The 15,579-nt window shown below is 29.7% G+C and carries 11 protein-coding genes; 4 read left to right on the top strand and 7 right to left on the bottom strand.

Annotated features, from left to right (window positions below):
* The first annotated feature begins 25 nt into the window (after positions 1 to 25).
* The 3 genes from OCU55_RS15485 (at position 26) to OCU55_RS15475 (ending at position 5,064) form a co-directional block, all read left to right on the top strand.
* Complete coding sequence (locus tag OCU55_RS15485; RefSeq protein WP_261853197.1) at positions 26 to 1,843, top strand: sensor histidine kinase; 1,818 nt, start codon at positions 26 to 28, stop codon at positions 1,841 to 1,843.
* A gap of 285 nt (positions 1,844 to 2,128) precedes the next feature.
* Entirely contained in the window at positions 2,129 to 3,727 is a 1,599-nt protein-coding gene (locus tag OCU55_RS15480) for a response regulator (RefSeq protein ID WP_261853196.1), read from the top strand.
* Between the two features lie 344 nt (positions 3,728 to 4,071).
* Positions 4,072 to 5,064, top strand: a complete 993-nt coding sequence (locus tag OCU55_RS15475) for an NADH:flavin oxidoreductase (RefSeq protein WP_261853195.1) — start codon at positions 4,072 to 4,074, stop codon at positions 5,062 to 5,064.
* 52 nt (positions 5,065 to 5,116) lie between these two features.
* Here the strand turns inward: OCU55_RS15475 and OCU55_RS15470 are convergent, their stop codons facing one another.
* The 6 genes from OCU55_RS15470 to OCU55_RS15445 form a co-directional block, all read right to left on the bottom strand.
* The gene (locus OCU55_RS15470) at positions 5,117 to 5,800 is read right to left on the bottom strand and encodes an ABC transporter ATP-binding protein (RefSeq protein WP_261853194.1); all 684 of its coding nucleotides are present in this window, start codon (positions 5,798 to 5,800) and stop codon (positions 5,117 to 5,119) included.
* Between the two features lie 4 nt (positions 5,801 to 5,804).
* Positions 5,805 to 7,034: an ABC transporter permease gene (locus tag OCU55_RS15465; RefSeq protein WP_261853193.1), complete on the bottom strand. Its 1,230-nt coding sequence runs from the start codon at positions 7,032 to 7,034 to the stop codon at positions 5,805 to 5,807.
* Positions 7,035 to 7,052: 18 nt separating this feature from the next.
* Positions 7,053 to 8,174, bottom strand: a complete 1,122-nt coding sequence (locus OCU55_RS15460) for an ABC transporter permease family protein (RefSeq protein WP_261853192.1) — start codon at positions 8,172 to 8,174, stop codon at positions 7,053 to 7,055.
* A 65-nt stretch (positions 8,175 to 8,239) separates the two neighbouring features.
* Positions 8,240 to 8,620 (bottom strand): hypothetical protein, encoded by a 381-nt coding sequence (locus tag OCU55_RS15455; protein ID WP_261853191.1) that lies wholly within the window; start codon positions 8,618 to 8,620, stop codon positions 8,240 to 8,242.
* Between the two features lie 646 nt (positions 8,621 to 9,266).
* On the bottom strand, positions 9,267 to 10,334 hold the full coding sequence (locus tag OCU55_RS15450; protein ID WP_261853190.1) for a mannose-1-phosphate guanylyltransferase: 1,068 nt from the start codon (positions 10,332 to 10,334) through the stop codon (positions 9,267 to 9,269).
* Positions 10,335 to 10,981: 647 nt separating this feature from the next.
* Complete coding sequence (locus tag OCU55_RS15445; RefSeq protein WP_261853189.1) at positions 10,982 to 11,695, bottom strand: pirin family protein; 714 nt, start codon at positions 11,693 to 11,695, stop codon at positions 10,982 to 10,984.
* Between the two features lie 490 nt (positions 11,696 to 12,185).
* On the opposite strand from OCU55_RS15445, the gene hydE reads away from it, so the two are divergent.
* Positions 12,186 to 13,247 carry a [FeFe] hydrogenase H-cluster radical SAM maturase HydE gene (hydE, locus tag OCU55_RS15440; RefSeq protein ID WP_261853188.1) on the top strand — a complete coding sequence of 354 codons (1,062 nt, stop codon included), beginning with the start codon at positions 12,186 to 12,188 and terminating at the stop codon, positions 13,245 to 13,247.
* A gap of 123 nt (positions 13,248 to 13,370) precedes the next feature.
* Here the strand turns inward: hydE and OCU55_RS15435 are convergent, their stop codons facing one another.
* A complete protein-coding gene (locus OCU55_RS15435) occupies positions 13,371 to 15,533 on the bottom strand; it encodes a methyl-accepting chemotaxis protein (protein WP_261853187.1) in 2,163 nt (720 codons plus the stop codon).
* Between the last annotated feature and the right edge of the window lie 46 nt (positions 15,534 to 15,579).

The following is a 15,579-nucleotide window of genomic DNA, read 5'->3' as shown; positions in this document are numbered from 1 at the left end:
CTATCCGATATAAAAGGAGTCACGTATGGGTTACCTTAAGAAAGGCTTGGTAAAATTCAATATAAATTATATGAATCTTAGTATTAAAAATAAAATATTGATTTTTTATGTCTGTATTTTATCTATAATTTGTTTGATACTAGGTGGTTATTCTTATTTAGTAGCTTCAAAGTCTTTAAAAGATGAAGTAACTTCTATTAATATTAAAGACATTAATCAAACTGCAGACAGCATAGACTTCTTACAAAAAGATGTTACCGACTTATCTACATTCATATGCTTAAATCCCCTAATTCAATCTTTGGTTACTACTAATGAGGCCTCTGACGAGTATGAAAAGTTTACTAAGTATGGATTAGAACCATTAAATATATTGCTTGCATCTAAGGATTATATAAGCTTTATAGTTATATATGGTGATAAGGGATCTAAATATTACTTAAGCAAGGATGGAAGTAATGGCCTCTCCTCTTATGATGCTGTAAAAAAAAGCGAGGTTTACAAAAATGCTCATGACTTAAAAGGTGCTCCTCTATGGGTTAATATAGGAAGTAGAAATAATATACTGATTTCTGATAATAGGAGTCCTAAGATAGCAATGGTTAGGACAATCATTGACACTAATACTCTAGAAGAATCTGGACTTATGGTAATATGTATAAATACATCTTTCATTGAAAACCTTTACTCACAAGGCCTAAAAGGCTCTGACAGTATAGCACTTATAGATGATAAAAATAACATTATCTCCTCCAAGGATACAAAAAAATATCTTAGTGGTACAAATATAGACAATGTTTTTTCTAAACTAACAGAAGACAATAAATATGAAAATCTAAACCTAAATGGTTCAGACCTTTTAGCTACTTCTAGTGTCATAAAAGAAAGTCATTGGAAATTAATATCCCTTACCTCCCAAGTAGAAATGTTTAAAAGTCTTAGTTCTATAATGACAATGACACTTACAGTAATCGGTTTTTGCCTTATAATTTCATTTTTCATATCAATATTTGTATCATCTAAACTCACAAACCCTATAAAACAATTACTTGCTTCTATGAGAAGAGTAAAAAGTGGAAACTTTAAAGAAAAAGTTGATTATAAATTTAATGATGAAATAGGAATGTTAGTATATCAGTATAATGATATGGTTGATAACATCCAAAACCTTATTAATAGAGTTTATAAGCTTCAGCTTAAAGAAAAAGAAGCTGAATTAAAGGCTCTGCAAGCCCAAATCAATCCTCACTTTTTATACAATACTTTGGATATGATATTTTGGAAATCAGAAAAAGCTAAACAACCTGAGATAAGTGAAATGGTGTATGCTTTATCAAAGCTATTTCGTACTACTCTAAATAATGGACAAGATTTCATTTTAGTAAAGTCAGAAAAAGAGTTTATAGAGAACTACCTGTTACTTCAAGGAAAGAGATTTAGAAATAAACTCGAATACTCTGTAGCTATTGATGATGATATACTTGGTTATTCAATTCCAAAATTGATAATACAACCTTTCGTAGAAAATGCAATAATACATGGTACAGAAGCTGATAGTGATAAGAGCTATATTTCTGTAACTGGTGCCGTTGTAGAAGATAACTTGGTATTTTCAATTGAAGATAACGGTAATGGAATTGATGATGAAACAATAAATTCTTTGCTTAATAGTAATTCCAATAATGCTAACTCACTCAATAAGCAAAAAGGCTATGCTATAGGAAATGTAAATCAAAGACTATCACTTTACTACGGAGAAAACTACTCATTAAATATGGAAAGTAAAATCGGACAAGGTACAAAAATCATGATATCTATTCCAATTAAAGATATATCGCTTTAATATAAAGAATTATGTTGAAATTAAGATGTCGCACCTCCGATACTTCAATGAGCTTCACAAAGAATTAATATGGTTTTCTACAATTCCATAGCTAAAACTGTATAACTCACTACGTTCGAACAATACAGTTTTTTCACGCTACTCCATCTCCGAAAACCATTTAATTCTAATTGTTTGCTCATATAGCATCTCCGTTGCAACATCTTAATTTCAATAATAGTATTTGCAGACTAATATACAACTTTTCTGATAAACCCTACTGTTTATATAAAGGAGATAATTTGCATGTATACATTATTTTTGGTCGACGATGAAATAGAACTTGTTGAAGGTTTAAAGGAATTAATTGACTGGAACAGTTATGATATTGAGATATGCGGTGAAGCAGATAACGGAGTAAGTGCCTTAGAGCAAATTCTTAAAATAAAACCAGATATAATAATAATGGATATTAAGATGCCTAAAATGAATGGCATCGAACTATTAGAAAATATATTTTCAAATGGCCTTAATTCAAAGTGCATTATATTGAGTGGTTATGATGATTTTGCTTATGCCAAAAAAGCAATAAGCTTATCAGCCTGTAACTATCTCTTGAAACCTTGCCGTCCATCAGAAATATTGGATTCAGTAATAGATGCCAAAAACAAACTCATAGAAGAGAGATTAAAGGATGAACTTCTAAAAAAATATGAAGGTAATCTCAATGAATATTTACCAATAATTAAGAAGAACATACTTCAAGAACTTATATTAAAACCCTATAACAAAACTAAAGTATCTGAAGAAAATATATTATTATATAACCTTGAATACGAAAACTTATTAATCTTCATAATATCTATAGACCACTCTACCCTTATATATGACCTGTTTAATGATTCTGATATAGATTTCATAAAAAGCTCTATAAAAACCATTGCCTCAGAAGCTTTAAATACAGTGGAATATATGGATTACTTTGAAGAAGATGATGATATTATTGTTTTCCTGTCCTTCAATAACGAAACGGCAAAAAGTGATACTATTTACCTTTTACTTGAAAATATAAGAAATTCTATAAAAGCTTTTTTAGGTTTTTCTGTAACTCTAGCCCTCGGAAAAACAGTAAATAGGTTAGAAGATATAAATTCTTCTTACTTAAATGCTAAAGCTGCCTTAGAATTTAAATTTTTTCTTGGTGATAACAATATAATTCATTCAGATTATATAAACAGTTATAAAGTTGTAAATAATCCCTATCCAATAGCTGAAGAACTTAAGTTAATAAATTATCTTCGAACTGGTGCAATTGAAGAAATCAGGCCATCATTAAATAGCTTTTATGATAAACTTTGTAATGGTGGTATGCCTACTAAGAAGAATATTCAAGGCGCTACCCTGTCTCTTCTAGGCTCCATTAATAAGTTTTGTATAGAAAATGATATTGATATAAATGCTTTATCAAAACTAAGTTCACCTTTTGATGTAGTACTTCAATGCGAAACCATAGATGAACTAAAAAATCAACTTGAACTTATTATATCTAATATATTTGCAAAAACTAATCCATTAAATAAAAATAATTCTCTTATAAAACTAGCAATAAACTTTATTACAGAGAATTATTCAAAAGACATCACCTTGGAAAGTATAGCACGAGAAATACATTTGACCCCTGGTTATATCAGTCAGCTATTTAAACAAGAAATAGGAATAAACTTTCTCGAGTTTCTTCATAAATACCGTATAGAAAAATCTAAGGAATTATTAAAAAATAAGCTTTTAAAAAACTATGAGATTGCTTATATGGTAGGCTACACAAATGAAAAACATTTTTCTAAAACCTTTAAAAGATATACAGGCCTTACGCCAAGTCAGTATAGGGCAAGCGTTGCTTCTTAAAATTATGCAATGTTAAAGCATTGTGTTGAAATTAAATGGTTAGTCATACGATGCTTTAATAAGCTTGCGCAAAGAGCATCTCCTGCATAACCACTTAATTTCAATAATAGTCTTAAACACAACTAATTTTTCAAGTTATTAAATTAAAAAATAGATATCACCTTAATTATGAGAATTTAGTTATTATTTTTCATTTACTATAGTATTTAAATTAACTTGCAAATAATATATACTTTTTCTATAAGACTAATAAAGATGTAACGCTTCAATCCGAAAATATAGATTCCATTATGAAGTGCTACATCCAGATATTTAAGTTATCTATAATTTAGGAGGATTATTTCATGTCAAAATTACTTAATTCCTTAAACACTAGTAAATTAAATCTAACAAATCGTCTAGTAATGCCGCCAATGGCGACTTCTAAAGCTGGTGTAACTGGTGAACTTACAGAAGATATTATAAATTACTACGACGAAAAATCAAAAGGTGGCTATATAGGACTAATAATTATAGAACATAGCTATATCTCAAAAGAAGGTAAAGCAAATCATAATCAGCTCTCTATTTCTAGAGATAATGATGTTAATGCTCTAAAAGTACTAGCTAAAACTATTCAAAATAATGGTTCAAAAGCAGTTATGCAGATAAATCATGCTGGAGGATCTACAAAAGAAGAAGTTACAGGTACACTACCAGAAGCTCCTTCTGCTATAGAAAACCCATACACAAAGATCGTTACAAAAGAGCTTTCGAAGGAAGATATAAAGAAAGTTGTAAAAGATTTTGCTGAAGCTGCTAGAAGAGTTAAAGAAGCTGGTTTTGATGCTGTAGAAATCCATTCAGCGCATGCATATCTGCTTAACCAATTCTACTCACCTATGTTCAACAAGAGAACAGATGAATATGGCGGAGATATTTTAAACAGGATAAGAATACATCTTGAAGTTATCAAGGCAGTAAAAGAAGCTGTTGGAGATGGCTTCCCTATACTATTAAGATTAGGTGCCTTAGACTACGAAGAAGGTGGAGCTACTCTTGAAGATGCTAAAATAGCTGCTAAAGAATTTGAAAAAGCTGGAGTTGATATTTTAGATATTTCTGGTGGCTATAATCGCTTTATGGTACCTGGTTTTACAGAACAGGGCTATTTCTATCCTGTAACTGATGAGTTAAAAAAAGTTGTTAAGACACCTATAATTTTAACTGGTGGCGTTGTTGATGTTAATGCTGCAGAGCAAATTTTGGCTGATGAAAAAGCCGACTTAATAGGAGTTGGAAGAGCTATACTTAAAGACTCAGAGTGGGCTAGAAAGGCTGTAGATAGCCTTTCTTAATATTAAATAAACCATACACTTTTAAGCTTAAAATAGGAAAAAGAAGTAATTCCTAAACTGGAATTACTTCTTTTTCTATCAATCTTCCATCCTCAATATAAATAGTTCTATCACAATATTCAGCTACAGTTATATCATGAGTTATAATTATTATAGTCTTACCTTCTTTATTTAAAGTTCTTAGTTTGTCTAATATATCTTTTCCAGTATCCCTGTCCAAAGCACCGGTAGGTTCATCAGCTAAAATTATATCTGTATCAGCTGCAATAGCCCTTGCTATAGCGACTCTTTGTTTTTGCCCACCAGATAATTCATTTATTTTACTCTTAATTTTATCACTTAAGCCAACTGACTCTATAGCATCCATAACCCTCTTTTTCTTATCTGAAGCACTCAATCTTCTAAAATTCAAAGGCATCAAAACATTATCGACTACAGTCTCGTTATTTACTAATGCAAAATTTTGAAATATAAAAGCTATGTTTTTATTTCTAAATTTCGATAGTTTTGAGTTGTTGAATTTCAATGTGTCCTCACCATCTAAAATATAATTTCCCACGGTAGGTTTGTCCATGAGTCCCATAATATTTAGTAAGGTTGTTTTCCCAGAACCAGAAGGTCCCATTATTGCTATCATTTCACCTTTCTCTACACAAAGATTTATATCTTTTAAAGCTGTAAAGCTACTATTTTTATTTCCATATGATTTACTTATTCCTCTTAATTGTATATTCATACCATCACTCCACTATCAATTTACTTGGATTAATACTCAATATTTTCTTAATTGGCAGTATAACCGAAAGCATACATATTCCTAAAAGTATAGTTGAAACCATAATTATAGGCTTAAGCTCAACACTTTTGTAGGCAAACAAAAATATTACTTTATCACTTTTCCATATAAAATTAAAAGCAAATCCTAGTATTAATGATGCCAAAAATATTATTAAATTCTCAATAAAAACATAACAAGCTAAAAATTTATTACTAGCTCCCTGAGTTATCATAACAGATATATCGTATTTCCTTTCATCAATAGATATCATCATGGATAATGAATCTATTACTGTTATAAAAACTATTACAACTAAGGATATTGCACTCATATAGCTTATATATTGTTGTCTTGATTTTTTTGAATCTAGTAAAAGTTCATATGTGCTTAAAGGATTTATATTAATCTTTTTATTACCAGCTATAGTTGTTAATTCTTCTGAAATTGTATTACTTTCTTTTTTATCCTTAGCTTCTATAATATAATTTCTACCTATGGCCGTTATTGCAAATGCTTGAAAATCCGTTTTAGTATTGTATGGGAGTACAAAGTAATCGTCCAAATTCTTCGGCACTTCTCTATAAAAGGCACCCGAACTTATCCAGCTACTTCCCTTATCCAAAAAGCCTATTATTTTATACTTAACATTTTCTACATCCGTAAGCTCTTGACCAACACTAAAAATATCTTTATAGGAATTGCCTAAAACTAAAGGAATTTCCTCCATGTTGCTGCTATAAAGCTTTTTAATTTGCCCACTCTTGTCTGGTATCATATTTACTATATCTCTATCAACATATAAAAGTTTAGAGGCCATTGGTTTAACACCTAAAGGATCACTCTTCCATTGATAAGTATTCAGTTCTATATATTTTTTATTGTCCATCAATTCCTTAAATTGATAGTTTGTATATGCATATCCTCCATAACTGACATTTTTGTCCTTAAGAAAACCACTTATTGTTTCCATATCGTTCTTCATTTCATCCAAGGGCTTATTAAAATCAGCATACTGAAGTAATATGGTACTATCTAAATTAACATAATTGCTCATGATATTATTTTCTAAATTATTCATATTAACCATATGCAGTAAATCATACATTATTATTACTGCTATAATTAGGTTTATTAAAATAAACATTATACTTAGTTTTCTTTTCTTAATGGAATTATATAATAAAGTTCTCATTTTTCCTCCGTGGATAACTTAAATCTTATTGATATTTGTTGATGGATTTATCCTTAAAATATTAAATAAATTTATTCCGACTATTATTAAGCTATTTGACATACATAAAGCTATAGAAATAGCTAAGTTATCTAGATATAGACCAAAACTAATATTTATCATATTAGCTAAATAAGATTTAATAACCATCAATAAAACTATAGAAATCATAGTCGCTACTAAGGCCATAATTATAATATTGACAAACATAAATATCATTGTATTAATAATACTACTTCCAAAAGCTATTCTTATAGAAAGCTTTGGTTCCATAATTTTAATTAAATAGTTGATAATATATATACAAGCCGATATGGCCAAAATATATGTCATAATAATTAAAATTAAAAAATATGTATTGTCACCAAAAGCATTAAGTAAAATATCTTGATTGCTTTCTATAGCCTTTACTTCAATCGAAGGATATTCTTCCTTCTGACTTACAAATCTACTTAACTCTTTGGCCACTGCCACTTCATTTCCTTTGCCATTAAGTATCATGTCTACGCCACCATTTTTAAATATAAGCTCTCTAAAGTCTTTACTAATATCATTACAAGCAAGTACGATGGAGTAATCTAAATTTGTATTAAACCTATCATCACCAATTATACCTTTAACAGTATACTCTTTTCCTAATATGATTATTGTATCATGTGTTGCTGATAACTTAAGATCTCTATATAAATTTTTACCTATAAGAACTGTATTCCCGTTTTTTATATCCTCTTTGTTAAAGTTACTTCCTTTAATTGTAGGGAGTGTAACTATTGATTTATTGTTTTTATATAAATCTATATATATCCTTGGCTTGCCTTCAATTTTATTAATTGAAACATTAGAAACTAATCTAAATTGAATATCTTCTTTTGTGTTATTAAATATATCTAATAAATAGCCTTTATCTTTTAATCCTCCATTAACGGTAACATTTATAGACGTGCTTTCTAATCCGTTATTCTCTTTTTTGAGGCCTTCCACGGTATTTTTATATCCTACAGTAAATAACGTAATTGAAAGCTGACATATAGTTAATATTAATATAAAGATTATAACCATATTTTTATATGTTCTTATATTTTTTAATACTTGCTTAATCAAGATATCCTCCTTAAACAAATAAGATATGCAGTCCAATACTACATATCTTATTTAAATTTCTAAAACTATCTAGTTTCCCACCAAACAGATGAATTTCTGTCATAAGGTTGTACTGAAAAATTAAATTTAGCTGAACTTCCTAAAGCATTTTGAAGACTTACACCAGCACTGTAATATCCATAATCATATCCTGTCTCAAGCTGTGATCCAGAGCTAGAATATTTTGTAGCTTGTGTAACAACCCAGTAACTTGATTTTCCAGCCCAACTGATATTTGAGGTTGCAGATGAATAATCACTGTGCTTAGTGTAATCCCAATTATATTTAACAGTATTGTTAAGTATGTTAACACTTGCTGATCCACTTTGTGCAAATGCCACCGCTCCAAATGATGTTACTAATAAAGCTGATAATCCTAATGTCTTCATTGTTTTTCTTAATTTCATATTTTCTCCAAGTATTACAATTTATTTTTGCACATGTTAATTATTATTCTTTTAACCTGGCCAAGTTATAGTTCAATAATACCGTCACCTTTAGTAACAAATGAGTGCTTGTTTATAATAACACACTATAAATACACTTATTGTAATATTGTGTCGTCGATTCTCTCTTTAATTTCTACATATACTTACATTATATTCGATTGTAACACAATTAAGCTAGCTATATAATTACTTTTTTTACCATATAGATTAAAAAAATACATAATTTCTAACTTTAAATAATTTAATAATAACTATTTTATAAATAAAAAAAAATTAACATTTTGGCTAAACTAAAAAGTCGAATCATTTTTTAGTTTAGTATAAATTTACTGTTGTTTTATAATAATACATGAAAATATGTTACTTTTTTCTTAAACACATCATATCTTCATCTCCAATGTAAACTTTTTTTCAAATTGTAACATTTATATGTATAAAAGCGACCTTTTTTATATTTTATATAATCGGAATTTTTCAGTTTATTTATATATCCTACTTTTTTGAATAATGCACTAAGACACTTCTTTTCATATTTACATAATATTGTATATTTAAAGGTGCTCTAAAACCATTTAGTTAATGGTTTTAGAGCACCTATTTTTAATTAAATATACTTTATATAATTGTCATCATCATTAAGTGTATTTAAAAGATGCTTAATCTCTTGGTCTTTATCTTTATCCATAACCAAGATAACATCACCTGCGTCTACTATGACTAAGTCCTTTATTCCAAAGCCTATTACTAGATTTTTATTACCAAATACAGAACAGTTTTCGCATTCCTCTAAAAACACATTCTTTGAAATACTATTGTTCCTATGGTTACTTAAAAATCTACTTAATGCACTAAAGCTTCCTATATCATCCCATAAAAAGTCACTCTTCAGAACATAGGCCTTTCTTGTTTTTTGCATAACTCCAAAATCTATGGAGATACCGTCTATCAAGCAATATTGCTCTGTTATTGTATTTTCTTCGTTTTCTGTTCCAAGGTTCTTATATATCTCCATCAAACTTTTATACATCTTAGGAAGATATTTTTCTATCTCTCTCAAAATTACGTCTGCTCTAAAAACAAACATACCGCTGTTCCAAAGATAGGTCCCCTTTAGTAAAAAGTCTTTTGCTACCTCTACATTAGGTTTCTCAGTAAACCTGGCAACCTTAAAAGTAGCTATATTTCCACCAACTCTTTCGCCCATCTCAATATAACCATATCCAGTTTCCGGTCTAGTTGGTTCAATCCCTAAAGTTACTATACCTCTTCTTCTATCTGCTATTTCCACCGCCTGTTCTAAAGTGTCTAAGAAGTTTTTCTCACCTTCGATATGATGATCTGAAGGTAATACCAACATCACAGCATCCTTATCATTTTTAAGAAGTTTTACAGCTGCAAGTCCTATGCAGGTAGCAGTCTCCTTATTGCTGGGTTCTGTGAATATATTATCAGCACAAATGTCTGATAGCTCTTCTTTTATTTGATTCTCATAATCTTTATTGGTAATAACATAGATATTGTCAGTCGGTACCAATGGGCGAACTCTGTCAACAGTATTAACTAAAAAGCTTTTGTTATTTACCACCTTCAAAAACTGTTTAGGTCTGTCTGATCTAGATAGTGGATAAAGTCTTGTTCCCTTGCCTCCTGCTAAAATCAGTGCATAAAGCATTTAGCCTTCAACTCCAAGTATTGTTATACACTATACTATGTTCCACCTTAAAGTAGTGTGAAATATCTTTTCAAATTAATGGAAATATGTACTATGATTCATACTTTCTACTTATTAAGTTAATATTCATGATCATTAAACTATTAATACTAAATTAACTAGAACTTAAGTTTTGCTTATAACTTATATATTTATATTTATACTTTTACTTTAACTTTATAGGTGTACCATAATTAATAAGCTATCTATTTTCTACAATAATTTTTAAAGCATTCTGTTTCCTTTAAAGTAAGAAATGAGATATAAAAAGTTGTATAACCAGTAGCTTTTTATATCTCATCCTTATTCCTAATATGGTAAATCATTCAATATTAAGCATACAATAATGCTTAATATGTTATTATTATGGATAACCTATTATATTTATTAAATGCAAATTTACCAACATCATATTTCCTTTAAATTAAATCGATGCACAATAAACTATGAACCGCAGTACTACAGTAAATTTATAAAATTTTCTCTATATAAATATTTATCAATAAAACTTTTTAAATTTTTAAATTCATAACTTTTTAAAAATTTATGCCTAAAATGTAGGTTTGCAAGCACTTTAAGATCTATTTCACTAAATAATCACTTCTTGATTATCTCCAAATCACATTTTTCTTTGTCATCTCTATAACTAGTATATGAGATTTTTCTGTTGCCTTTATCTTTACATCTTCTTCAACAATCTCAGCAGCATCTCTTTGATTAAGCTCTGTGCCATTCACTGCACTTGTTCCTTCTATTTGCACCATATATGCCTGTCTTCTGTTCCCTACAGCAAAGTCAATTTCATTGCCTTCCTCTAGTTCAAGTGCATAGAAGTTTATGTCTTGGTTTACCTTTATAGGTGCATCTCCTTCTTTTGAAGAAACAAAATGAAACCATTTATTTTTTCTTTCTTCCCAATCAAATTTAAAATCTCCGTATTGAGGAGTATGATTCTTCTTGTCTGGTAAAACCCATATTTGAAGGAATCTTGCGGTTACGTCCCCTTTATTGTGCTCACTATGATAAACCCCGGTTCCAGCACTCATATACTGTACTTGGCCTCTTCCTATTACGCCTTTGCTTCCCATTGAGTCTTCATGAGTAAGTTCTCCTTCTATACCATATGATATTATCTCCATATCCTTATGTGGATGCATATCAAAACCTGTATGAGGCTGAATCAAATCATCATTTATTACCCTTAAATCTCCGAAACTAATGTTTTCTACATTAAAATAATCTGCAAATGAAAAATGAAATAAACTATCAAGCCATTCATTTTTGCTACGTCCCATATCACTACTTTTTATTTTTCTTATCATAACTTTCACCTCTATATAAAATATACTTAATTACTTTTAATAACCCTGTAACCTAATCATACATTATCTCATAACCCTTGTCAATGCATGAAATTCTATTTAAATTTTAACTATCTTAAAGATATTGTATCCTTATATTCTAACCACTAGTAAAAAAATCCGCTAAAGCGAGCTTCTTTAGTAAATCTTTTTTGCTCATCTGTCTTTTTGAACACATATGAAGAATCTTACAGGCGACATATTCTTGTTTTTTTATTCTTTAACTTATATTATGCCTTAAGTATGTTCTCATAATTATCCATTATCATAATTGAGTTATAAATTTCTAAGGAATAAAAATAAAATTATATACTTTTTACAATCTGTATTTTCAAATTTATATTATCCCCATATTTGGTAACCAAATATGTTACAAACTTTTTCTTTCAAAAACGCCACTTAAATAGTATAATTATTACGAATATCAAAGGTCCGTTTTTAGGAGGAGTTTATGGATAAACTAATGGAGTTAGTACAAAAAGCTAAAGAAACTCATTGTCTTACAAAGGATGAGTTAGTTGAACTTTTAAAAAATGACGAAATAAATGATGCAATATATAAAGCAGCTGATGAAGTTCGAGAAGAATATCGTGGAAATGAAGTTCTTTTAAGAGGGCTTATAGAATTTACAAACATATGCAAGAGAAACTGCATGTATTGTGGGCTTAGACGAGATAATAAAAACATTGAAAGATATAGATTATCTGAAGAAGAAATTTTAGATTTTGCCACTAAAGCAGTTGGTTATGGTTATAAGAATTTAGTTCTTCAAGGTGGAGAAGATGATTACTTTACTATAGATAGAATGTCTAGCATTATAAGAAAGATAAAAGCACTAGGCGTTACTCTTACTATAAGTATAGGTGAAAAAACTTATGAAGAGTACAAAGCACTAAGAGAAGCTGGTGCTGATAGATATCTACTTAGAATAGAAACTACTGATGAGGATTTATATCATGAACTTGATCCTGGTATGAGTCATGCCGAAAGAAAAAGATGTCTTAGAGATTTAAAGAGCTTAGGCTATGAAGTAGGTTGTGGTTCATTAGTTGGACTTCCTAATCAAACAATTGAATCTATAGCAGATGATCTTCTATTCTTTAAAGAAATAGATGCTAATATGATAGGTATTGGTCCATTTATACCAAACGGCGATACTCCACTGGCTGATTGTACTGGTGGTGACTTCCATATGTCAATTAAGGTTATGGCTTTAACTAGACTTCTTATGCCTGGTATAAGAATTACTGCAACTACTGCTATGGAAACTCTCAATAAGAACGGCAGAGTTATAGCCCTTGAAAGTGGTGCCAATGTTGTAATGCCTAATGTTACTGAAGGTGATTATAGAAGGCTTTATGCTTTATATCCAGGAAAGATATGTATAAACGATACTCCTGCTCACTGTAGAGGATGTATTTCTGGAAAGATTAAAGCTCTTGGTAGAACAGTATCTGATATATCAAATGATGGGGCAATCCTTACTATTGAAAAAACTAACATTAGTTCTTAGTTTAGTACATCTATTTAAAGTTCGTATATAATTTACAAAAACCAGCTTGAGATTTGATCAAGCTGGTTTCTTATTTACTTTATTTTAATGATATGTTTAATATTATTATTGAAATTAAGTGGTTTATAACTTAAATTTCTCTATTACTTCTCTTAAGCTTTCAGCTTGTCCATTTAAATCTAAAGCCAATTCATTAATTTTCTTGTTATCCAATGCTTCATCTTCTATTACTGCTGTTACTTCTTCTGTAGCCGCGGTATTCTGCTGTGAAATAGCAGCAATATTTCCTATAGCCATATTCAAGCTATTCTTTCCTTCGTCTATATTTCTTACGGAAGTCATTGATTGCTCTATTGCAGCTGAAACTTCTCCAAAGGTCTTTTCTAACTCACTAAAGGATTCTATAGTTGATTTAACCTGCAACTGTTCTTTTTCAAAAGCTTCCTTTGCACTATCCGCGATTATCATAGAATCATTAATAGCTGAATTTACATCTCCAATTATATTTTTTATTTCTAATGAAGCCTTTTGTGATTGCTCTGCTAGCTTTCTTATCTCATTTGCTACAACTGAAAATCCTTTTCCAGCCTCCCCTGCTCTTGCTGCCTCAATAGATGCATTTAGTGATAAAAGATTGGTTTGACTAGTTATACTATTTATCTCATTCAATATCTTCAAGATTAGCTGTGTACTATTAGTTAACTTATTTATAGTACTAGCAACTTCAGTCATAGCCTGAGAATTCTCTTTTGAGGTTTCATGTAGTTCGTTTATATCTTTAGTATTATTCTTTATAGCATCTATGGCATTTTCTTTTGCATCATTAAGGGTTACTAATACCTCAGTAGTGTACTTAAGCTGGTCATCTAGATCTGTATTTATCGATGCACAATTCATAGTATCTTCTGCCTGTTTAGATGATCCTATTGATATTTCTTGTATATTTCTAACAACATCCTCTGATTTTTCATTTATACTATTAGATACCTCTAAAAGATTAGCTGAAATAGATGCTGTTTCGTCTGCCAATATTGCAGTGTTGGTTAATGCACCTTTTAGCCTTGTAACCATATTGTTAAAGTTAATGGATAACTCATTTAATTCTTTTATCTTGTACTTTTTATCAGATATAACTGTAAAATCACAATTAGAAACCTTTGTAACCAAAGCTATAAAATTCTTTATTGGTACAGTGATTTGCATTGATATTGGAATAGATCCTAATGCTGCTAAAAACAAACATACTACTAGTATTATTAATGAATATTTACCTACATGAAGTGCAGTACTATACAGTTCACTTGTTGGTATTAACGCTACATACTTCCATCCAGTCTCTGATAACGTAGAATATGCTATGTAATACGATTGTCCATTTATTTTCTCAGTAAGCTCTCCTTCTTGCTTGTCCTTTATAGAAGAATAAAAACTCTCATTATATTTATTCCCTAGGCTTACTTCAGTATTCCCTCCAATTAATTCTCCTTTTTCATCGACTATTAATACCTTTCCATTATCCCCTATATTAATATCTTCCATGGCTTTTTTAAATATAGTATCTGGTACATTTATTTGAAGCACTCCAAGCTGTTTGCTTGAAACCCCATTATTTACTGACTTAATATAACTTAACTTCTTTTCTCCGTCTTGATCTGTAACTGCCCAGAAGCCTTTCCCTGGTTCATCAATTGCTTTTTTATACCATTCTGTTTTTTTAGCTTCTTCTCCTATTTTTTGTGAAGAATCTTCAAACACCTCATTTTTAGTGTTAATTGACAATCCATCATTATCTTTATATAAATATATACTATCTAATACTCCACTATTATTAAGACCTATGATTTTTTGAAGGTTCTGTTTGGCGTCTGAAGCTTTACTTAGGACCTGATCTCTTTCAGTACTTGAAAAACTCATAGCATCAGTAATGTTCGCATTTGATAATATCTGAAAGGATATCTGATCTGAAAAATCACTTATTATTCTTACATAATGTTTGTTCTGATTTAAAATATGATCTGTAGATGCCTTAAACTCTTTAGTCATACTACTTGACATAACTACGAAATTAAACGAAGTAGTAATTATCATAACAACTAATACTAGAGTTACAAAGGCGATAACTAATCTTCCAAGTAAGCTTTTTATACTAAAGATATCCTTAATAAAAACGTTATCAATTTGCTTGTTGCTAAGTTTAGATGAGAGCGAAGGTTTCAAACGTTTAGATTTAACTGATGATTCTAAATCCTTCTTTTTTCCCTTATTCTTAAGCCTCTTTTTAACCATAAATTCTCCTCCTCTTTATTAGGGCAATCGTTTGCACAAAGGTGTG

This window comes from Clostridium folliculivorans (assembly GCF_024341905.1).
GTDB lineage: Bacteria > Bacillota > Clostridia > Clostridiales > Clostridiaceae > Clostridium_AR > Clostridium_AR folliculivorans.
Note: the sequence above shows the minus strand (reverse complement) of the source record. Positions and strands in the feature narration are given on the sequence as shown.

What these genes read in the sequence shown, in the direction of transcription:
- OCU55_RS15485 (WP_261853197.1), top strand. Translation starts at nt 26, where the DNA reads ATGGGTTACCTTAAGAAAGGCTTGGTAAAATTCAATATAAATTATATG.
- OCU55_RS15480 (WP_261853196.1), top strand. Translation starts at nt 2,129, where the DNA reads ATGTATACATTATTTTTGGTCGACGATGAAATAGAACTTGTTGAAGGT.
- OCU55_RS15475 (WP_261853195.1), top strand. Translation starts at nt 4,072, where the DNA reads ATGTCAAAATTACTTAATTCCTTAAACACTAGTAAATTAAATCTAACA.
- OCU55_RS15470 (WP_261853194.1), bottom strand. Translation starts at nt 5,800, where the DNA reads ATGAATATACAATTAAGAGGAATAAGTAAATCATATGGAAATAAAAAT.
- OCU55_RS15465 (WP_261853193.1), bottom strand. Translation starts at nt 7,034, where the DNA reads ATGAGAACTTTATTATATAATTCCATTAAGAAAAGAAAACTAAGTATA.
- OCU55_RS15455 (WP_261853191.1), bottom strand. Translation starts at nt 8,620, where the DNA reads ATGAAATTAAGAAAAACAATGAAGACATTAGGATTATCAGCTTTATTA.
- OCU55_RS15450 (WP_261853190.1), bottom strand. Translation starts at nt 10,334, where the DNA reads ATGCTTTATGCACTGATTTTAGCAGGAGGCAAGGGAACAAGACTTTAT.
- OCU55_RS15445 (WP_261853189.1), bottom strand. Translation starts at nt 11,695, where the DNA reads ATGATAAGAAAAATAAAAAGTAGTGATATGGGACGTAGCAAAAATGAA.
- hydE (WP_261853188.1), top strand. Translation starts at nt 12,186, where the DNA reads ATGGATAAACTAATGGAGTTAGTACAAAAAGCTAAAGAAACTCATTGT.
- OCU55_RS15435 (WP_261853187.1), bottom strand. Translation starts at nt 15,533, where the DNA reads ATGGTTAAAAAGAGGCTTAAGAATAAGGGAAAAAAGAAGGATTTAGAA.